Annotated in this window: 18 protein-coding genes and 1 pseudogene; 9 read left to right on the top strand and 10 right to left on the bottom strand. The window is 71.5% G+C overall.

The annotated features are described in order from the left end of the window. Positions 1-22 precede the first annotated feature (22 nt). Genes N912_RS0144560 through N912_RS0144535 form a run of 6 tightly spaced genes read right to left on the bottom strand, consistent with a single transcriptional unit; the run spans position 23 to position 9,023 of the window. On the bottom strand, positions 23-1,690 hold the full coding sequence (locus tag N912_RS0144560) for an ABC transporter family substrate-binding protein (RefSeq protein ID WP_037069936.1): 1,668 nt from the start codon (positions 1,688-1,690) through the stop codon (positions 23-25). Continuing rightward, the gene (locus N912_RS0144555) at positions 1,687-3,351 is read right to left on the bottom strand and encodes an ABC transporter family substrate-binding protein (protein ID WP_028927549.1); all 1,665 of its coding nucleotides are present in this window, start codon (positions 3,349-3,351) and stop codon (positions 1,687-1,689) included. The genes N912_RS0144560 and N912_RS0144555 overlap by 4 nt, the downstream gene beginning before the upstream one ends. Further along, the gene (locus N912_RS0144550) at positions 3,348-5,027 is read right to left on the bottom strand and encodes an ABC transporter family substrate-binding protein (protein WP_028927548.1); all 1,680 of its coding nucleotides are present in this window, start codon (positions 5,025-5,027) and stop codon (positions 3,348-3,350) included. The genes N912_RS0144555 and N912_RS0144550 overlap by 4 nt, the downstream gene beginning before the upstream one ends. Further along, positions 5,024-7,105, bottom strand: coding sequence for an ABC transporter ATP-binding protein (locus N912_RS58575; RefSeq protein ID WP_037069934.1), 2,082 nt, complete (start codon positions 7,103-7,105; stop codon positions 5,024-5,026). The genes N912_RS0144550 and N912_RS58575 overlap by 4 nt, the downstream gene beginning before the upstream one ends. Then, entirely contained in the window at positions 7,102-8,031 is a 930-nt protein-coding gene (locus N912_RS0144540; RefSeq protein ID WP_028927547.1) for an ABC transporter permease, read from the bottom strand. Before N912_RS0144540 ends, N912_RS58575 begins: the two co-directional genes overlap by 4 nt. A gap of 14 nt (positions 8,032-8,045) precedes the next feature. Further along, the gene (locus N912_RS0144535; protein ID WP_028927546.1) at positions 8,046-9,023 is read right to left on the bottom strand and encodes an ABC transporter permease; all 978 of its coding nucleotides are present in this window, start codon (positions 9,021-9,023) and stop codon (positions 8,046-8,048) included. Between the two features lie 150 nt (positions 9,024-9,173). Here N912_RS0144535 and N912_RS0144530 point away from each other — a divergent pair, with 150 nt between their 5' ends. The 4 genes from N912_RS0144530 (at position 9,174) to N912_RS0144515 (ending at position 12,744) form a co-directional block, all read left to right on the top strand. Further along, the gene (locus N912_RS0144530; protein WP_028927545.1) at positions 9,174-9,695 is read left to right on the top strand and encodes a PadR family transcriptional regulator; all 522 of its coding nucleotides are present in this window, start codon (positions 9,174-9,176) and stop codon (positions 9,693-9,695) included. A gap of 27 nt (positions 9,696-9,722) precedes the next feature. Continuing rightward, the gene (prfB, locus tag N912_RS0144525; RefSeq protein ID WP_028927544.1) at positions 9,723-10,841 is read left to right on the top strand and encodes a peptide chain release factor 2; all 1,119 of its coding nucleotides are present in this window, start codon (positions 9,723-9,725) and stop codon (positions 10,839-10,841) included. A gap of 41 nt (positions 10,842-10,882) precedes the next feature. After that, positions 10,883-11,659 carry a MerR family transcriptional regulator gene (locus N912_RS58570; RefSeq protein WP_064745563.1) on the top strand — a complete coding sequence of 259 codons (777 nt, stop codon included), beginning with the start codon at positions 10,883-10,885 and terminating at the stop codon, positions 11,657-11,659. A 176-nt stretch (positions 11,660-11,835) separates the two neighbouring features. Beyond that, positions 11,836-12,744, top strand: a complete 909-nt coding sequence (locus N912_RS0144515; protein WP_051581659.1) for a hypothetical protein — start codon at positions 11,836-11,838, stop codon at positions 12,742-12,744. A 98-nt stretch (positions 12,745-12,842) separates the two neighbouring features. Here N912_RS0144515 and N912_RS0144510 read toward each other — a convergent pair whose 3' ends face one another. Beyond that, entirely contained in the window at positions 12,843-13,184 is a 342-nt protein-coding gene (locus N912_RS0144510) for a WXG100 family type VII secretion target (RefSeq protein ID WP_028927542.1), read from the bottom strand. A gap of 211 nt (positions 13,185-13,395) precedes the next feature. Here N912_RS0144510 and ftsE point away from each other — a divergent pair, with 211 nt between their 5' ends. Both ftsE and ftsX read left to right on the top strand, forming a co-directional pair. Then, complete coding sequence (gene ftsE, locus N912_RS0144505) at positions 13,396-14,085, top strand: cell division ATP-binding protein FtsE (RefSeq protein ID WP_028927541.1); 690 nt, start codon at positions 13,396-13,398, stop codon at positions 14,083-14,085. 52 nt (positions 14,086-14,137) lie between these two features. Continuing rightward, positions 14,138-15,037 carry a permease-like cell division protein FtsX gene (gene ftsX / locus N912_RS0144500; RefSeq protein WP_028927540.1) on the top strand — a complete coding sequence of 300 codons (900 nt, stop codon included), beginning with the start codon at positions 14,138-14,140 and terminating at the stop codon, positions 15,035-15,037. A 5-nt stretch (positions 15,038-15,042) separates the two neighbouring features. Here the strand turns inward: ftsX and N912_RS64210 are convergent, their stop codons facing one another. The 3 genes and pseudogenes from N912_RS64210 to N912_RS67165 form a co-directional block, all read right to left on the bottom strand. Beyond that, the gene (locus N912_RS64210) at positions 15,043-15,837 is read right to left on the bottom strand and encodes a hypothetical protein (protein WP_051581658.1); all 795 of its coding nucleotides are present in this window, start codon (positions 15,835-15,837) and stop codon (positions 15,043-15,045) included. An 86-nt stretch (positions 15,838-15,923) separates the two neighbouring features. Beyond that, a complete protein-coding gene (locus tag N912_RS67170; RefSeq protein ID WP_425415395.1) occupies positions 15,924-16,253 on the bottom strand; it encodes a tetratricopeptide repeat protein in 330 nt (109 codons plus the stop codon). Beyond that, positions 16,251-16,304: pseudogene (locus tag N912_RS67165) on the bottom strand (hypothetical protein); the annotation flags it as partial. The gene N912_RS67170 and the pseudogene N912_RS67165, both read right to left, overlap by 3 nt. A 293-nt stretch (positions 16,305-16,597) precedes the next feature. Between N912_RS67165 and smpB the strand changes: the two are divergent. The 3 genes from smpB to N912_RS64200 all read left to right on the top strand — a co-directional run. Then, complete coding sequence (smpB, locus tag N912_RS0144485) at positions 16,598-17,071, top strand: SsrA-binding protein SmpB (RefSeq protein WP_037069930.1); 474 nt, start codon at positions 16,598-16,600, stop codon at positions 17,069-17,071. A 73-nt stretch (positions 17,072-17,144) separates the two neighbouring features. Further along, positions 17,145-18,074, top strand: coding sequence for an amidohydrolase family protein (locus N912_RS0144480; RefSeq protein ID WP_028927537.1), 930 nt, complete (start codon positions 17,145-17,147; stop codon positions 18,072-18,074). A 21-nt stretch (positions 18,075-18,095) separates the two neighbouring features. Then, positions 18,096-18,711 (top strand): RNA polymerase sigma factor (locus N912_RS64200; RefSeq protein ID WP_028927536.1); only part of this gene is annotated, 616 nt, incomplete at its 3' end.

The raw sequence follows: 18,711 nt of genomic DNA, 5'->3' as shown, positions 1-18,711 counted from the left end.
TCAGGCTCCGTGACTTGGCCGGCTACTTGGCGAATCCGGCGTTGATGTAGTCGATGTCGGCGAAGCCGGGGGCGCCGAAGTTGGCGAGGGTGGAGCGGACGGCGTAGGCGCCGCTGTCGGGGTAGAGCGGGAGGTGGTGGACCTCCTGCCAGATCAGGCGGTCGGCGCGGTTGCCGATCTCGGCGCGTTTGGTGTCGTCCAGTTCGCGGATGCCCTGGTCGAACAGGGCGCTGATCTCCGGGTTGTAGATGCGGCCGTAGTTCTGGTTGATGGCGCCGGACTCGGTGGGGGCGGTGTAGATGCCTCGGCTGCTGCTGAACGGGGTGGAGGTGTTCTCCCAGGCGAAGCCGGCGAGGTCGAAGTTGCCCTGGCGGTAGGCGGCGGCCATCTGGTTGAGCGGGACCGGCTCGATGGTGACGGTGACGCCGATCTGGGCGAGCTGGTCCAGGACCGTGCGGTCGATCTGCTCGCTGATCGGGTTGGGGGTGGACTCGACAAGGCGCAGGCGCAGGGGTTGGCCGTTCCTGGCCCGGCCGGCGCCCTGGCGCGCCCAGCCCAGGGCGTCCAGCTCGCGGTTTGCGGCGGCCTGGTCGTAGGGGAGGATGTCGGAGTTGTCGCGGTAGTCCTTGGAGCCGTAGGCGTAGACGTGGTTGCCGGCGGGGGTCATGTTCGGGGCGATCTGGCCGATCAGGCGCCTGGTGATGGCGGCGCGGTCGATGCCCTTGGCGATGGCCTGGCGCAGGCGCACGTCGGAGAGGATGGCGCCGGGCGAGCCGTTGAACGTGATGTGGTTGTAGCGGCGGCCGGGGGACTGGCGGACGGCCGCGCCCGGGGTGGACTGGGCGCGGCGGAACAGGTCGACGTTGGAGCCGATCCGGTAGAAGTCGATCTCGTTGTTGGCCAGGCCGTCGGCCAGCGCGGCGCGTTCGACGACCTTGAAGATGATCCGGTCCAGCTTGGCGGGGGCGCCCCACCAGCGGGGGTTGCGTTCCAGGGTGACGGTCTTGGCCGCGAGGTCGATCGAGGCCACGGTGAACGGGCCGGCGGTGACCGGGATCTTGTTCACCCAGCCGGTGTTGAACACCGAGGGGTCGGAGTTCGTCGAGGCCGGGTAGAGCGGCCGGAAGTCGTTGCGCCACTCCGCGAACGGGCGGGCGTAGGTCACCACCGCCTGCCTGTCGTCCGCGCCCCTGGCCACCGACGCCATGTCCTCGTAGCCGGTGGTGCCGGCCACCTGGAACGCCGGGTCGGCGCCGCGCAGCGCCTTCCACTGCGCCTCGAAGTCACGCCAGGTCAGCGGGGTGCCGTCGCTCCAGGTCGCGCGCGGGTTGATCGTGTACGTGACCACCTGCGGCGAGGTCGACGTCAGGACCGCCGAGGTCAGGTAGTCGGTGTTCAGCTCCAGACCGCCGTCCTCGGTGCCTCGGAACGGCGCCGGCAGCAGCGCCTCGACGATCTCGAGGGTCTGGCCCTGGGTGCCGCTGAACTGGTTGAAGTTGAAGTTGTCGGGCATGACGTCGATCGGCCAGCGCAGGTCGCCGCCGTCGCGCACCTGGTCGCGGGGGCGCGGGTTGATGTCGCTGTGCCCGGCCGCGCCGCCCGGCAACTGGGTGCGCGCCGCGCCACCGCAGCCGGCCAGCCCCAGCGCCGCCACCCCCGCGAGCACCAGCGCCCCGCGTCGCGTGATCACTTGACGAACCCCGCGTTGATGAAGTCAGGGTCGGCGAAGCCTCGGGCGCCGAAGTTGGCCACGTTCTTGCGGGCCGCGACGAGGCCGGGAACGGCGAAGAGGACCAGGCTGTGCGCCTGCTCCCAGATCAGCCGGTCTGCCTGGTTGGCGATGTCGGCGCGTGTGGTGTCGTCCAGTTCGGCGAGCCCCTTGGCGATCAGGGCGTCGATCTCCGGGCTGCCGATCCGGCCGTAGTTCTGCTGGACATTGTTGCCCAGCGGCCGCTGGTAGATGCCCGCCGAGCTGCTGAACGGGGTGGAGGTGCTCTGCCAGCCCATCAGCGCCATGTCGAAGTTGCCGGGGTTGACGTATTCCGGGAACAGCTTGTTGCCGTCCACCTGTTCGAGCGTGACGGTCACGCCGATCTGGGCCAGCTCGTTCTGGACTGTCTTGGCCATGTTGGTGTTGCTCGGGTCCTCGGCGTAGACCAGGCGCAGGTTTAGCGGCTTGCCGTCCTTGACCCGCCCGGCGTCCTGGCGTATCCAGCCCAACGCGTCCAGCTCGCGGTTCGCGGCCGCCTGGTCGAACGGGAGCACGCCCGCGTTGTCCCGGTACTCCTTGGAACCCGGTGCGTAGATGTGGCTGCCGTCGGGTTCGGGGTTGGGGATCTCCTGCCCGAGCATCCGGCGGGTGATCTCCGCGCGGTCGATGCCCTGCGCGACGGCCCGGCGCAGCCGGGGGTCGGACAGCGGCGCGCCGGCGCCCCCGTTGAGCGTCACGTTGAAGGAGAACCTGCCGGGCGCGCTCCGGATCACCGCGTTCGGGTTCTGCTGGGTGCGGCGCAGCAGGTCCAGTTGGCCGCCGATGCCGTGCTGGTCCAGCTCGTTGTTGGCCAGCGCGTCCGGCAGCGCCGTCGTCTGGTAGACGCTCAGGATGATGCGGTCCAGCTTGGGCGGGGTGCCCCACCACTTCGGGTCGCGCGCCAGGATGATCGTCTGCTTGGTCTGGTCGATGGACTGCACGGTGAACGGCCCCGAGGTGATCGGGATGCCGGTCCGCCAGCCGGTGTTGAACGCCCGCGGGTTGGAGTTCAGCGAGGTCGGCATCAGCGGGGTGAACAGGGACTGCCACTCCCCGAACGGCCGGGCGAACGTCACGACCACCTGCTTGTCGTCGCGGCCCCTGGCCACCGAGGCGATGTCGGCGTATCCGGTGGTGCCGGCGATCTGGTACTCCGGGTTGGATCCGTTCAGCGCCTGCCACTCGGCCTGGAAGTCGCGCCAGGTGATCGGGGTGCCGTCGCTCCAGTTCGCCTTCGGGTTGATCGTGTAGGTGATCACCTGCGGTGAGGTCGAGGTGACGTCCGCCGAGGTGACGTAGTCGGTGTTCAGCTCGGGGCCGCCGTCGGCGGCGTCGTTGAACACCCTGGGCAGCACCGCGACGTCGATGGTGTGGGCGTCGCCGTTGGGCCCGTCGACCTGATTGTAGTTGAAGTTGCTCGGCATCAGCTGCATCGGCAGCCGCAGGTCGCCGCCGTCGCGCACGTTCTCCCGGGGCTGCGGGTTGATGTCGGTCTGGCCCAGCGCCCTGGTCGGCGGGGCCGCGCCGCGGGGCCCGCCGCCGCAGGCGACGAGCGTGAGCGCCAGGACGCCGAGTAACGCGAGCTTGCTCGGACGGATCACTTGAGGTACCCCGCATTGATGTAGTCGACGTCGGCGTAGCCGGGGGCGCCGAAGTTGGCAAGGGTGGAGCGGACGGCGACCGCGCCGGTGGACGGGTAGAGCGGCAGGTGGTGGACCTCGCGCCAGATCAGGCGGTCGGCCTGGTTGGCGATGTCGGCGCGCTTGTCGTCGTCCAGCTCGCGCAGGCCCCTGTCGAACAGCGCGGTGATCTCCGGGCTGTAGATCCGGCCGTAGTTCTGTTGGATGTCTTCGCCGCGAGGCTCGGCGTAGAGCCCGCCGCTGCTGCTGAACGGCGTTGGCGTGCCCTGCCAGGCGAAGCTGACCAGGTCGAAGCCGCCCGCCTTGTAGCGGGAGGCGGCCTGCTCCACCGGGACGGTCTCGATCACGGCGGTCACCCCGACCTGGGCCAGTTGTTCGAGCACCGTGCGGTCGATCTGCTCGCCGATCGGGCTGGGCGAGGGCTCCATCAGCCGCAGCCGCAGCTCCTGGCCGTCCTTGACCCGGACCGCGCCCTGCCGGACCCAGCCCAGGGCGTCCAGCTCCCGGTTGGCGTCCGCCGGGTCGTAGCCCACCACGTCGGAGTTGTCCCGGTAGTACCTGGAGCCGAACGGGAAGATGTGGTTGCCCAGCTCGGACACGTTCGGCGTGATCTGGCCGACCAGCCGCTTGGCCAGCGCGGTGCGGTCGATGGCCTTGGCGACGGCCCGGCGCAGCTTCACGTCGGCCAGGACCGCTCCGGGCGCGCCGTTGAAGGTGATCTGGTTGTAGGTCCGCTCCGGCGACTGGCGCACGGCCACGCCCGGGGTGCCCTGGGCGCGCTTGAGCAGGTCGACGCTGGACCCGATCTTGTAGAAGTCGATCTCGTTGTTGGCCAGCGCGTCGGCCAGCGCGGTCCGCTCGTAGACCCGGAACACCAGACGGTCCAGCTTGGCCGGCGTGCCCCACCAGGCCGGGTTGCGGCGCAGCGTCACCGTCTTGGCGGCCGGGTCGATCGCCTCCACGGCGAACGGGCCGGCGGTGACCGGCATCCGGTCGCGCCAGCCGGCGTTGAACAGGCCGGGGTCGGAGTTCGTCGAGGCCGGGTAGAGCGGGGTGAACAGGCTCTTCCACTCCGCGAACGGCTCGGTGAAGGTGACCAGGGCCTGCCTGTCGTCGACGCCGCGCTCGACCGAGGCGATGTCGGCGTACCCGGTGCTGCTGACGACCTGGTAGGCGGGGTTGGTGCCGTTCAGGGCGCGCCACTGGGCCTCGAAGTCGCGCCAGGTGATCGGCGTGCCGTCGCTCCAGGTCGCCTTGGGGTTGATCGTGTACCTGATCACGAGCGGTGCGGTGGAGGTGATGTCCGCGCCGGTCAGGTAGTCCGGGTCGAGCCTCAGGCCGCCGTCGGCGGTAGCGGCGAACGGGTAGGGCAGCGCGGCCATCGCTATCGAGTCGGTGTCGACCTGGCTGCCGGAGAACTGGTTGACGTTGAAGTTGTCCGGCAGCGCGGTCAGCGGCAGCCGCAGCTCGCCGCCGTCGCGGACCAGGTCGCGCGGCTTGGCGTTGATGTCGTTGCGGTCCGCCGACGGGATCGTGGGCGGCCGAGGGGGCTCGCCGCCGCCGCAGCCGGCCAGCGCTGCGCACACAGCTACCAGGGCCGCCAGGAGCAGGGCCGGCGGCCGGTGACGGAACCTCAAACGACCTCCCGGACGCGGGCGTGGTGGCAGGCAACCTCGTGGCCGGGCTCGGCGGTCCCGTCCTCCGGAGGTTGGCGCGGCGGCTCGACGTCCAGGCAGAGCTGTTGGGCCAGCGGCCCCAGGGTCGGGAACAGCGGGCAGCGGCCCCGGAACCGGCAGCCGGACGGCGGGTCGGCGGGGTTGGGCAGGTCGCCGCGCAGCAGGATCCGCTCCCGGCGGCGCTCCACCGCCGGGTCCGGGATCGGGATCGCGGACAGCAGCGCCTGGGTGTACGGATGCCGGGGCGCCCGGAACACCGAGGCCACCGATCCGGTCTCCACCAGCTTGCCCAGGTACATCACCGCCACCCGGTCGGCCAGGTGCCGCACCACCGACAGGTCGTGGGCCACGAACAGGTACGCCAGCCCGAGCCGGTCGCGCAGCTCGTCCAGCAGGTTGATCACGCCGGCCTGGATGGACACGTCCAGCGCGGACACCGGCTCGTCGAGCACCAGTACCTTCGGCTCCAGGGCGAGCGCGCGGGCGATGCCGATGCGCTGGCGCTGGCCGCCGGAGAACTCGGCCGGGTAGCGCTCGGCGTGCTCCGGGCGCAGCCCGACCAGGCGCAGCAGCTCGCGGACCCTGGCCTGGCGGCGCGACGCCGGCACGCCGTGCACCAGCAGCGGCTCGGCGATCACGTCGCCGACCGGCAGCCGGGGGTCCAGCGACGCGATCGGGTCCTGGAACACCACCTGCAGGTCGCGGCGGATCGCCTTGCGCGCGGACCGGTCCAGGCCGCTGACGTCGCGGCCGAGCACCTCGACGCTGCCGGCCGTGGGCGCGGCCAGGCCCAGGATCTCCATCAGCGTGGACGTCTTGCCGCAGCCGGACTCGCCGACCAGCCCGAGCACCTCGCCGGCGCGCAGCTCGAACGACACCCCGTCCACCGCGCGCACCGTCCCCACCCGGCGGCGGAACACCGAGCCCCTGGTCACCGGGTAGTGCTTGGCCAGGTCGGTGACGCGCAGGACGACGTTTCCGTTCGACTCCGGGGGCGCCGGCTCGGCGGGCGCGGTCTCGATGTGGAACACCTCGGCGGCGTCGAGCTTGTCGCTGCGCAGGTCGCCGGCGCGCCAGCAGGCGGCCAGGTGCTGACCGCCGGCCTCACCGTTGGCCAGCACCGGCTCCTCCACCGAGCAGGCGTCCACCGCGAGCGGGCAGCGGGGCTCGAACGGGCACCCGGGACCCAGGTCGATCATCGCGGGCGGCTGGCCCTCGATCGGCACCAGCGGCTCGCGGCGGTCGGAGTCCAGCCGGGGGATCGAACCGAGCAGGCCCAGCGTGTACGGCATCCGGGGGCGGGCGAACACGTCGTCGACCGGCGCGGACTCCACCACCCGCCCGGCGTACATGACCTGCACCCGGTCCGCCACGCCGGCCACCACGCCCAGGTCGTGGGTGATCAGGACCAGCCCGGCGCCGGTCAGCTCGCGGGCGGTGCGCAGCACGTCCAGCACCTGGGCCTGCACCGTGACGTCCAGCGCGGTGGTCGGCTCGTCGGCGATGATCAGGTCCGGGTCGTTGGCGATCGCGATGGCGATCACCACCCGCTGGCGCATGCCGCCGGAGAACTCGTGCGGGAACGCCTTCGCCCGCTCCGCCGCGCGCGGGATGCCGACCACGTCCAGCAGCTCCACCGCCCGCTGGGCTGCCTCCCGCTTGCTGATCGCCCCCCTGCCGTGGATGAGCAGCGCCTCGGCCACCTGGTCGCCGACGCTGAAGATCGGGGTGAGCGCGGACAGCGGATCCTGGAACACCATCGCGATCCGCTTGCCCCGGATGCCGGCCAGCTCGGGGTCCGGGCGCCCGAGCAGCTCCTCGCCGCGGAAGGTGATCGAGCCGGACACCTCGGCCTGCGGCGGCAACAACCCCATGGTGGCCAGCGCGGACACCGACTTGCCCGAGCCGGACTCGCCCACGATGCCGAGCACCTCGCCGGCGTCCACGCTGAAGCTCACCCCGCGCACCGCTCGCACCATGCCGGCCTCGCTCGGGAACGACACGCGCAGGTCTTTGACCCTCAGAATCGGTTGGCTCATCGCTTGCTCCGTACCCGAGCCCGCTTGGACGAGGGGTCCAGCGCGTCGCGCAGCGCGTCACCGAAGAAGTTGACGGCCAGCACGGTCAGGATCAGCAGCCCGGACGGGAACGTGAACAGCCAGTTGAACGTCAGCGCGGACTCCGTGCCGGACGCGATCAGCGTGCCCAGCGAGACGTCCGGCGGCTGGATGCCGAAACCGAAGAAGCTCAACGACGTCTCCGCCAGGATGGCCACCCCCACCCCGACGGTGGCGTCGATGATCAGCACCGAGGCCATGTTCGGGATGATGTGCCGAGCGATGATCCGCCAGGCCGGCATGCCGGCGAACTTCGCGGCCAGCACGTACTCCCGCTCGCGCAGGGTCAGCGTCATGCCGCGCACGATCCGCGACGCGATCATCCAGCCGAACGCGGACAGCAGCAGCACCAGCAGCAGCCAGGACTTGCCCCGGAACGCCGGGCTCAGGATGGCCACGATCAGGAACGACGGCAGCACCAGCAGCAGGTCCACCAGCCACATCAGCGCCCGGTCGGTGGCCTTGCCGAAGTAGCCGGCCACCGCGCCCACCACCGACGCCACCCCCGTCGAGATCACCCCGACCAACAGCCCGATCAGCAGCGACTTCTGCAGCCCGCGCATGCACTGCGCGAACAGGTCCTCGCCGAGCTTGGTGGTGCCGAACCAGTGCTCCGGGGACGGCGGCATGAGCAGCGCGTAGTCGTCCTGGGTGCGGTAGTCCCATGGATAGAGCAGCGGGGAGACGAACGCGCCGACGAACAGCAGCACGATGAACATCCCGCCGCCGAGCCCGAGCCGGTTGCGCACCAGCCGGCGCAGCACCAACCGGCCACGCCCGGCCGTCCGCGTGCCGGTCTCCTCGGGGGCGGTGTCCTCGGCGGCGGTCGGGGGCTTCGTGACGGTCATCGCCTCATCCGTCCTCACCGCACCCGCACCCTGGGATCGAGCGCGGCGTAGATGACGTCGGACAGCCAGCCGGAGAACAGCACCAGCACGGCGATGAACAGCGTCACGGTGGCGATGATGTTGGCGTCCTGGGTCTGCACGCCGACGATCAGCCAGTCGCCCATGCCGAACCAGCCGAAGATCCGCTCGGTGAACACCCCGCCGGTGACCAGCAGCCCGAACCCGAACGCGAACAGCGTGGCCATCGGGATCAGCGCGGTCCGCAGGCCGTGTTTGAACAGCGCCTGTCGCCTGGTCAGGCCCTTGGCCTGGGCGGTGCGCAGGAAGTCGCTGCCCAGCACGTCGAGCATGGCGCTGCGCTGGTAGCGGCTGTAGTACGCGGCCATGCTGATTGCGATCGCGACGGTCGGCAGCACCAGGTGCTGGAGCCGGTCGAGCAGGCCCTCGCCGAAGCCGCCGCTGAACCCCGCTGTGGACTCGCCGTTGAAGTACAGCAGCTGGGTGCCGGCGGCCTGGTTGACCGGCAGCCACAGCACCTTGAGCAGGGTGCCGATGACGAACACCGGGGTGGACAGGATCAGGAACGAGAAGAACGTGGCCAGGTGGTCGGACACCCGGTACTGCCGGATCGCGCTGGTCACCCCGATGAGCACGCCGGCGATCACGCCGATCACCGTGCCGGCCAGGAACAGCCGCAGGCTGATGCCGGCCCGGCGCCACAGCTCGGCGTTGATCGGGGCGCTGGCCACCGTGTTGCCGAAGTCGCCGTGCGCCACCCCGGCCGCCCAGTTGCCGAACCGCTGCGGGATCGGCAGGTCCAGGTGCAGCTCCAGCTTCTTCGCCTCGATGGTGCTGGCCGGCGGCGGTGGCTGGCGCTGGGCGAGCTGGTCGAGCGGGCGGAAGGTCAGCGAGGCGAGCGCGAACGCCAGGAAGGTGGCCAGCACGCACAGCACCAGGTAGTTGACAAGCCTGCGGGCCAGGAATCCGGCCATTGGGCGCTCCTGATCGTTGCTTACGTACCCGCGTCCCCAGCCCCCGCGTCTGGCGGGAGTATAGGACCCGCTGCGGGGGTGGTCACCGAGGTGGGTGGGCCACTGTGGACAGCGTTGGGAGGACCGTGGCACGGTGATCGTGTGACCAACGTGAACGCGGCGACCCCGGTGAACGCCACCGCGGCGGCCCTGCTCGGCCTGCTGCACGGCGGCCCGATGACCGGCGGCCAGCTCGTTTCGGCGGCCGGCGAGCGGTTCGGCACGTTCTTCTCGGTGACCCGCAGCCAGGTCTACCGCGAGCTGCCCGCGCTGGTCGACTCCGGCCTGCTGCGGCTGGGTCAACAGGGCCCGCGCTCGTCCCAGCAGTACGTCCTCACCCCGGCCGGCAAGCGCGCGTTCAAGACCTGGCTGACCGCCGGGGACGGCTCCGACCAGCTGCGCAGCCCGCTCATCCTGCGCCTGCTGCACGCCGGCTCGCTCACCAAGCGCCAGCGGACCGCCCTGGTCACCCAGGGCCAGAAGACGTACCTGGAGCGCCTGGCCCGCGCCGAGGAGGCCGCCAAGCACGCCGCCAACTCCCAGGCCGACCCCTACGCCCGAGCCGTCGCCGAGTTCGCGGTGGCCCACAACCGCGCCGTGCTGGCCCTCCTGGACACCGTCCCGACGGACTGACCGCCCGGGGTCGTACCCTGGAGCGTTGTGAACCTCGACGTCGCAGCCGAACTGAAGAACCTGTCCAGCACCCTCGACGGGATCGAGGCCGTGCTGGACGTGGACAAGCTGCGCGCGGACGTGGAGGAGCTCTCCGAGCAGGCCGGCCAGCCCGACCTGTGGAACGACCAGGAGCACGCCCAGCAGGTGACCAGCCGGCTGTCCCGGGCACAGGCCCAGCTGCGCCAGGTCACCGACATCCGCCGCCGCCTCGACGACCTCCCGGTGCTCTACGAGCTGGCCGAGGAGGACGAGGGCGAGGAGGGCGCCAAGGCGATGGCCGACGCGGACGCCGAGCGCGCCCGGCTGCGCTCCGAGATCGGCTCGCTGGAGGTCCGCACCCTGCTCTCCGGCGAGTACGACCCGCGCGACGCGCTGATCACCATCCGGTCCGAGGCCGGCGGGGTGGACGCCGCCGACTGGGCCGAGATGCTGATGCGGATGTACCTGCGCTGGGCCGAGCGCCACGAGTACCCGGTGGACGTCTACGACACGTCCTACGCCGAGGAGGCCGGCATCAAGTCGGCCACGTTCGCGGTGCACGCCCCGTTCGCCTACGGCACCCTGTCCGTCGAGCAGGGCACCCACCGGCTGGTCCGCATCTCGCCGTTCGACAACCAGGGCCGCCGGCAGACCTCGTTCGCCGGCGTCGAGGTGGCCCCCGTGGTGGAGTCCACCGACCACGTGGAGATCGACGAGAAGGACCTGCGGGTGGACGTCTACCGCTCGTCGGGCCCCGGCGGCCAGGGCGTGAACACCACCGACTCCGCCGTGCGCCTGACCCACATCCCGACCGGGATCGTCGTCTCCTGCCAGAACGAGCGCTCGCAGCTGCAGAACAAGGCCACCGCGATGGCCGTGCTCCAGGCCAAGCTGCTGGAGCGGCAGCGCCAGGAGGAGCAGGCCAAGATGGATGCGCTCAAGGACACCGGCTCGAGCTGGGGCAACCAGATGCGCTCCTATGTGCTGCACCCGTACCAGATGGTCAAGGACCTGCGTACGGACCACGAGGTGGGAAACCCCACCGCGGTGCTGGACGGCGACATCGACGGCTTCCTGGAGTCCGGCATCCGCTGGCGCCGGCAGCGCGAGACGGCCGCGAGCTAGCTGGACCCTGACACGGTGTCATGGCGTGTAGTGGGCGCGTCATGTTGAGCATCGGAGAGCTTGCTGCCCGCACCCGGGTCTCGGTCCGGATGTTGCGGCATTACGACGCGGTGGGCTTGGTCGTGCCGGAACGGGTCGATGAGGCCACCGGTTATCGCTGGTATGCGGCCTCGCAGGTCGGACGGGTGAACGGCGTGGTCGCGCTCAAGGAGCTGGGGTTCACGCTCGACCAGTGCCGGGCGGCGCTGGACGACCGGATCTCCGTCGAGGCGCTGCGGGGCATGCTCCGGCTGCGCGAAGCTGAGCTGGAGCGGCGCATCGAGTCCGACACCCGGCGGCTGGCCGAGGTGGCGCGGCGGCTCCGATCGATCGAGGAGGGGCTGACCATGTCTTCCGACACACTCCGCCTGGAGCCGCTGCCCGCGCTCCGGCTCGCGCAGGTCAGCGGCGAGGTGAACGACGCCAGCGAGATCGGCGCCATGGTCGCCGCGTTGTCCGGGCGGCTGGCGGCGGCCGGCGTCCGCGTTTATTACGGACGGCCGGATGGGTCGAAGATCGACGTCATGGTGGGGGTGCCGTTGGCTCCGGGGGTTGACCCGGGACCCGGGCTGGAGCTGGGCGAGGTGCCGGCCGAGGAGCGGGGCGCGGTGGTCACTTTGGCTCGCACGGACGGGGACCCGGCCGACCCGTGGCTGACCGTGGACGCCGTGCTGGCCGAGCACGGCCTGCAGTCCCACGGCCCCTACCGCGAGCTCCCCCTCGCCGCCGACGTGGTCGAACTCCACTGCCCCGTGCACGACACCGCCGCCTGCCCCTGACCACCTCGGCCCCGGCCTTCGCTCGCACACCCGGTTCGTGCGCCGCACATGCGCTGAAGCAGGTGTGCTGAGCACGAAGTGGGTGTGCGGCGGCGAGTTGTCCACGGGTGGCGAGTTGTCCACAGGTGGGCGGGCGGGGGCGCCCGCGGCGGGCGGGGCGGCGGGATGCTGCGGGGGTGGAGCTGGGTGGGGTGGAGTTGCGGCGGTCGTTGGTCGCCGCGGGGTATACGGACGGGGAGCTTCGGCGGGGGCTTCGGGTGGGGGAGCTGGCGTCGGTTCGGCGGGGTGCTTACGTCGCCGGCGACGATGCCCGGCTGGGCGATGCCGCCGCTCGGCATGCGCTGCTCATCGCCGCCGCGCTGCCGGACGCCGGGGCCGGATCGGTGGTCAGCCATGCCTCGGCGGCCGTGTTGCTCGGGTTGCCGACCTGGTCGGTTCCGCTCGGGCGGGTGCACCTGACGCGCGCCCAGCGCACCGGCGGGCGGATCGGCGCGACGGTGCACCTGCACGCCGCGCCGCTGACGGCCGAGGAGATCGTCGAGGTGACCGGGATGGCGGTGACCTCCCCGGCACGCACGGTCGTCGACCTGGCGCGGTCGTTGCCGTTCGCCTCGGCGGTTGCGATCGCCGACGCCGCCCTGCGGCTGGGGCTGGTGGACGAGGCCGGCATGGGCGTCGCGGTCGACCGGGCGGCCGGATGGCGCGGTAGCCCCGCCGCGCGCCGGGTGGTGGCGTTCGCGGACGGGCGCAGCGAGAGCGTCGGCGAGTCCCGCAGCCGGGTGGCACTGAGCCGTGCCGGGCTGCCCGCGCCGGTGCCGCAATGGGAGGTACGCCGGGACGGGATGTCGATCGCGCGGGTCGACTTCGCCTGGCCCGAGTTTCGCACGGTCGGCGAGTTCGACGGCCGCATCAAGTACGGCCGCCTCCTCCGCCCCGGCGAAACCCCCGGCGACGCCGTCTTCGAGGAGAAACTCCGCGAGGACCGCCTCCGCGACAACCACCTCGAGGTGACCCGCTGGACCTGGCACGACCTCCGCGACTTCGCCCCCGTCGTCGCCCGCATCCTCCGCGCCTTCAACAGATGACCGCCCGCACACCCACTTCGTCCCCGGCACACGCGCTGCAGCAGGTGTGTGGCGCACGAAGTGGGTGTGCGGGCGGCCGGCGGTCAGGGCGCGGGCGGTCAGGGGTGGGTGTGGCGGAGGGCGGCTTCGATCTCGGCGTCGGTGTGGCCGTAGTCCCTTGCCGTGCGGGCCAGGGCGTGGCCGGCGGCGCGGAGGTCGGCGGCGTAGCGGTGGCATTGGTCGACCAGGAGGTCGATGCGGTGGTTGAAGGCGGCGGCGGCGTCACGGGAGACCGGGTCGGCGCCGCACGGGCCGACCCAGGGGGCTTGCAGGCGGGCGCGGCGGGCGGAGTCGAGCAGGCGGTCGGACTCGGCGACGAGGAGTCTCATCGCCGCCATCACGCGTTCCGGCTCGACCCGTAGCTGTGCCGGGTCCGGCGGCGTGCCGGGGCCGTTCGCCATGGGAGGTGACGGTATCGGCTCGGAGCGAGCTGGATGGGCGGTTCGGGTGAGACCGGCCGCCTTTGTCACGGACGGTCACGCTGTGCGGAGTCCGACCGGTTGAATGATCACGCACGGTGAGGTGAGAGGGGTGATGGGCGGTAGTGGCGGCACCCGGTGACGGCGGGTCGGCGGCGGGTCGGCCGATCCGGGGCGAGTAGGCTCGCCACCCGTGATTCGCCTGGAGAAGGTCTCCAAGTCCTACAAGACGTCCACCCGACCCGCGTTGGACGACGTCTCGGTGGACGTCGGGAAGGGCGAGTTCGTCTTCCTGATCGGGCCGTCGGGGTCGGGCAAGTCGACGTTCCTGCGGCTGCTGTTGCGGGAGGACGTGCCCACCAAGGGCAACGTGTTCGTCTCCGACTGGAACGTGGCCAAGCTGCCCCGGCGCAAGGTGCCGAGGCTGCGCCAGCGGGTGGGTTGCGTGTTCCAGGACTTCAGGTTGCTGCAGAACAAGTCGGTCGCGGAGAACGTGGCGTTCGCCCTCGAGGTGATCGGCAAGCCGGCGCGGACGGTGCAGAAGGTGGTGCCGGAGGTGCTCGAGCTGGTCGGGCTGGAGGGCAAGGCCGGCCGGATGCCCAACGAGCTGTCCGGCGGCGAGCAACAGCGCGTGGCGGTGGCCAGGGCGTTCGTGAACCGGCCGCTGGTGCTGCTGGCCGACGAGCCGACCGGGAACCTCGACCCGGACACCAGCCAGGACATCATGCTGCTGCTGGAGCGGATCAACCGAACCGGGACGACGGTGCTGATGGCCACCCACGACCACTCCATCGTCGACTCGATGCGCAGGCGGGTGGTCGAGCTGGATCTCGGCAAGGTCATCCGCGACGAGACGAGGGGGGTCTACGGCGTGGGCCGCTGACGCACCCACCAGCAGCGCCCGTCCGTCCGAGGTTTCGAGAAGGTCAGACCACATGCGATTCAACTTCGTCTTCCGCGAGGTCATCACCGGCCTGCGACGCAACGTCACGATGACGATCGCGATGATCCTGACCACCGCGGTCTCGCTGGGGCTGCTCGGCACCGGGCTGCTCGCGGTGCACACCATCGACGAGACCCAGGACCTCTACGGCGACCGTCTCGAGCTGGTCGTCTCCCTCACCCTGGACGTCTCCACCCGCGACCAGGACTGCTCGCAGAGCATCTGCGCCGGGCTGCGCGACGAGCTGAAGGCCTCGCCGCTGGTCCAGTCGGTGACCTTCGAGAACCAGCAGGACGCGTTCGCCCGGTTCCAGCGGCTGTTCCAGGGCCAGACGCTGGCCGCGCTGGCCCGCCCGCAGGGGCTGCCGGCGTCGCTGCGGGTCAAGCTGGTGAACCCGAACGACACCGATGGGCTGCGCAAGCTGCTGCAGGGCAAGGTCGGCGTCAAGTCGATCACCGACCAGCGCGACGTGGTGGAGCGGCTGTTCAGCTTCCTGCGCACGGTCCGGGACGTGGTGTTCGCGCTGGCGCTGATCGAGGTGGTCGCGGCCGCGCTGCTGATCTCCAACATGGTGCAGCTCTCGGCGTACAACCGACGAACGGAAGTCGGCGTGATGCGGCTGGTCGGCGCCACGCGGTGGTACACACAGTTGCCGTTCCTGCTGGAGGCGGCGGTGACCGGGGTGGTCGGCACGGCGCTCGCGGTGGGCAGCCTGCTGGCCGGCAAGGCGCTGTTCCTGGACTCGGCGATCTCCAGCGGCTTCGGCAACGGGGTGGTCCCGACGCTGCAGTACACGGACATCCTCGCGGTCTCGCCGTGGCTGTTCCTGCTCGGCATCGGCATCGCGTCCATCACCGGGTACGTGACGCTGCGGCTGTACGTGCGGCTCTAGCGGCACTAGTTGCGGGAGCGGCCGCCGGGAATGTTGCAGCGGTTGTCGGCGTAGATCGGGCCTTTGATCACGGGACGGTCCGGCGGCGGGTTGTGCTCGGCGGGGACGCCCTTGGCGGTGATCTTGTCCATGCACGCGTCGGTGGCGCTCCGGGTGCCGCCCTTGCCGCCGATCCACATGTCCAGGTGGCCGTCCTGCCCGGACGGGGCGGCGCTGGCGCCGGTGTCCTCGACGATCACGTACCGCTGCACGGTGGGCAGGTAGAACTTGGCGCCGGACTTGAAGATCCCGCCGCCCTTGCCGGGCACCGCGACGGTGATCGGGTCGTCGAAGGTGCCTTCCCCGCCGGCCTCCTTGTGCAGCACCGGCTGGCTGACCTTGGCCGAGCCCGGCGGCGTGTTGTCCTGCCACGAGTAGCCGGTCAGCCAGATGCGCAGCTGCTTGGTCGGCCCGTTCTGGGAGCGCTGAGGGGTGGCGCCGCTCCCGCCCCGGATGCAGGTCACGTCGCTCGGGCCGGCGGCGGACAGCGTGCTGGCCAGGCTCGCCACGTCGGTGAGCACCTTCGTACAGGGCGGCCCGCCGTTGTTGCCGTCGCGGCCGTCGTCCTCCTGAGCGGGCTCGACGCGAGCCAGCGCAGGGCCGACCAACGCCGGCGCGTCCGTCTCCTCGGACGGGCCCCATGCCACGTAGGCCACGCCCGTGAGCAGCAGCAACGCGGCCAGCGCCGCCCCGCCGAGGGACGCTCGGCCCGCAAGGGCGCCGCGCTCGGCGTCCGTCCGTATCCCGCCCCACCCCGTCACGCCGACCAGCGTTATCCCACGGCATGACCGGCACGGGGCGTTTGCCGGTGATCGTGTGCGATCGCGAACCGGCGCGCGCTCGGGGTTCAGCCGCCCGGTCCGTCGGTCTTCGGTCCGAGCGAGGCCGGGGCGGTGACGCCCAGCTCGAGGTAGTACCGCTCGGCCTCCCGGGCGAGGGCGTGGGCTTCCCCGGGGCGTCCCGCCTTGCGCAGGTCGGTGACCAGGTTGTGCGCCGTGGTGGCCAGGCTGTGCAGGTGGGCGTCAGGGTTGTTCGCGGCCAGCCGCCGGTACAGCTCGACGGTCTTCCGGGCGACCGCGAGCCCCTCGTCTCGCCAACCCGCGGTGGCGTACCGGTTGGCGAGGCTGTTCAGCGCGGCGGCGAGGGCGGGCTCGTGGGCGGGGTCCCGGCCGACCAGCTCCCTGTGCCGCCTGACCGCCTTCCGGGCGGCGTCCAGCGCCTCGCCGCGGCGCCCCCGCCGAACGCTCGGCCTTGGCGTCGGCGGTCAGCACCCAGAACTTCGCGCCGCCGCTGCCGCCCGCGACCCGCTTTGACCTCGCCGCTGAACTCCAACGTCACCTTGCCGACGGCAAAGCTCAGCACCTGGCCTGCCACCGTCCGCCGGCTCGCCAGCTGGGCGTCCGTCCAGTTGTCAGGTATATCAAGCATCCCAGAAATGTGGCGATCTTCACGCTCGGACCCTCTCGGGGACGTCGGTCGCCGGCTCCGGCCCGGGTCAGGGCGGCGCCTAGACTGATCGGTATGCGCGAGCAGGGGCAGAAGGTGATCGTGTCGAACCGCAAGGCGCGGCACGACTACACCATCTTGGACACCTACGAGGCCGGCATCATGCTGGTCGGCACCGAGGTCAAGAGCCTGCGCCTGGGCCGGGCGTCACTGGTCGACGCGTTCGCCACGGTGGACGACGGCGAGGTGTTCCTGCGCAACGTGTACATCCCGGAGTACGTCCAGGGCAGCTGGACGAACCACGAGGCCCGGCGCACCCGCAAGCTGCTGCTGCACCGCTCGGAGATCGAGCGGCTGATCGGCAAGACCCGGGAGGGCGGGCTCACCCTGGTGCCGCTGCGGATGTACTTCACGGACGGCAAGGTGAAGGTCGAGCTGGCCCTCGCGCGCGGCAAGAGGTCCCACGACAAGCGCCAGGACCTGGCCAAACGCGACGCGGAGCGGGAGATCAGGCGGGTCCTTGGCCGCCGCGCCAAGGGCATGGCGTGAGCCCACGACGCAAGTGCTGCCCGACCCGTGCGAACGCCATGCACGCCGAGCGCGGCGAGGCAGGTGTTACAGCTTGACGGCGGGGCTGCCGGAGCCGCCGCGTGACGACGCCGACGTGCCGAGGTGGACGGCCGAGCTGGGGCTGCCCGGGCTGGTGGACATGCACGTGCACTTCCTGCCCGAGCGGGTGCTCCGCAAGGTGTGGGCGTACTTCGACGAGGGCGGCCGGCACTACGGCATGAACTGGCCGATCACCTACCGGTTCGACGAGCCGACCAGGGTGGACGTGCTGCGCCGGCTCGGCGTGCTGCGGTTCGCGCCGCTGGTCTACCCGCACAAGCCGGACATGGCGGCCTGGCTGACCGACTGGGTGCTGGACTTTGCCGAGCGCACCCCGGCCGCGCTGCCCACCGCCACGCTCTACCCCGAACCAGGTGTGCTCGACTACCTCGGCAAGGCGCTGGACGCCGGCGCGCGCTGCGTCAAGGTGCACGTCCAGGTCGGCGCGTTCGACCCGAGGGACCCGCTGCTCACGCCCGCCTGGGGGCTGCTCGCCGAGGCCGGCGTCCCAGTGGTCGTGCACTGCGGGCACGGGCCGCTGCGGGGCGATCACACGGGCCTCGACGTGTTCGCCGAGGTCCTGGACGCGCACCCCACACTGACCACCGTGCTCGCCCACGCCGGCATGCCGGAGTACGACGCCGCGCTCGACCTGGTGCGCCGCCACCAGCGGGTGTACCTGGACACCACCATGGTGGGCACCGCGTTCATCGAGCCGCTGATGCCGCTTCCCCCGGACTGGCCGGCCCGGCTGGCCGCCGACGGCCTGGCCGACCGGGTGGTGCTCGGCACCGACTACCCCTCGCTGCCCTACGCCTACGCCGAGCAACTGCGCGCGATCCACGCCTGGGCCGCCGAGGACGACAGGCTGGGCGTCGGGTTCCTGCGCCGTGTCGTGCACGACACCCCGGCCCGCCTGCTCGGGCTCGTCGACACGTCATAATCGGGGGCGAAGGGGGCGAACATGGCCGAGATCGAGCTGTCCGAGGATGAGGCGCGGTTCGGAACGCTGCTCGTGCGGCTCGCCGACCAGGGTGACGGCACCGTCCTCGGCCTGGTGCCGCCCGGGCGGGCGGGCATCCGGCGGGTGTCCAGGGCGCTGGCCGAGGAGTTCGAGCGCCGGCTGGTGCAGGCCTACCGCGACCGGATGCCGATGCTGGTCCGCTACGCCGCGCGCAAGGTCGGCGACCACGGGCGCGCCGAGGACGTCGTGCAGCGCGCCTTCGAGAAGGTGCTGCGCCGCCAGCGGCAGGACAGCCCGGAGATCAGCAACCTGGACGCCTACCTGCTCACCGCGACCTGCAACGAGGTCAACCGCGAGCTGCGCTCGGTGATCCCGGACCGGCAGCGGCTGGTCGCCGAGGACGACTCCGGCCACGCCGAGCTGCCCAGCCAGCGCCCGGACGTCTCCGCGCAGGTCGCCGACGCGCTGGCGGTGCGCGCGGCGCTGGCCGAGCTGCCGCCGAGGGAGCGCGAGGCGGTGGTGATGCGGCTGCAGTGGCAGCTCAGCGTCGCGGAGGCCGCCGAGGTCATGCACCTGAGCTCCGGCGCGGTCAAGCGGTACACCGCCGACGGGCTGC

Origin of the sequence: Actinospineispora acaciae DSM 45401, assembly GCF_000620785.1 — a bacterium.
In the GTDB taxonomy this organism is placed as follows: domain Bacteria; phylum Actinomycetota; class Actinomycetes; order Mycobacteriales; family Pseudonocardiaceae; genus Pseudonocardia; species Pseudonocardia acaciae.
The sequence above is the reverse complement of the archived record's forward strand: the minus strand, read 5'-3'. Positions and strand labels throughout refer to the sequence as shown.

Excerpts from the sequence above, each read along its gene's own strand:
- N912_RS58575 (WP_037069934.1), bottom strand. The coding sequence starts at position 7,105 with ATGAGCCAACCGATTCTGAGGGTCAAAGACCTGCGCGTGTCGTTCCCG.
- N912_RS0144540 (WP_028927547.1), bottom strand. The coding sequence starts at position 8,031 with ATGACCGTCACGAAGCCCCCGACCGCCGCCGAGGACACCGCCCCCGAG.
- N912_RS0144535 (WP_028927546.1), bottom strand. The coding sequence starts at position 9,023 with ATGGCCGGATTCCTGGCCCGCAGGCTTGTCAACTACCTGGTGCTGTGC.
- N912_RS58570 (WP_064745563.1), top strand. The coding sequence starts at position 10,883 with ATGTTGAGCATCGGAGAGCTTGCTGCCCGCACCCGGGTCTCGGTCCGG.
- N912_RS0144510 (WP_028927542.1), bottom strand. The coding sequence starts at position 13,184 with ATGGCGAACGGCCCCGGCACGCCGCCGGACCCGGCACAGCTACGGGTC.
- ftsX (WP_028927540.1), top strand. The coding sequence starts at position 14,138 with ATGCGATTCAACTTCGTCTTCCGCGAGGTCATCACCGGCCTGCGACGC.
- smpB (WP_037069930.1), top strand. The coding sequence starts at position 16,598 with ATGCGCGAGCAGGGGCAGAAGGTGATCGTGTCGAACCGCAAGGCGCGG.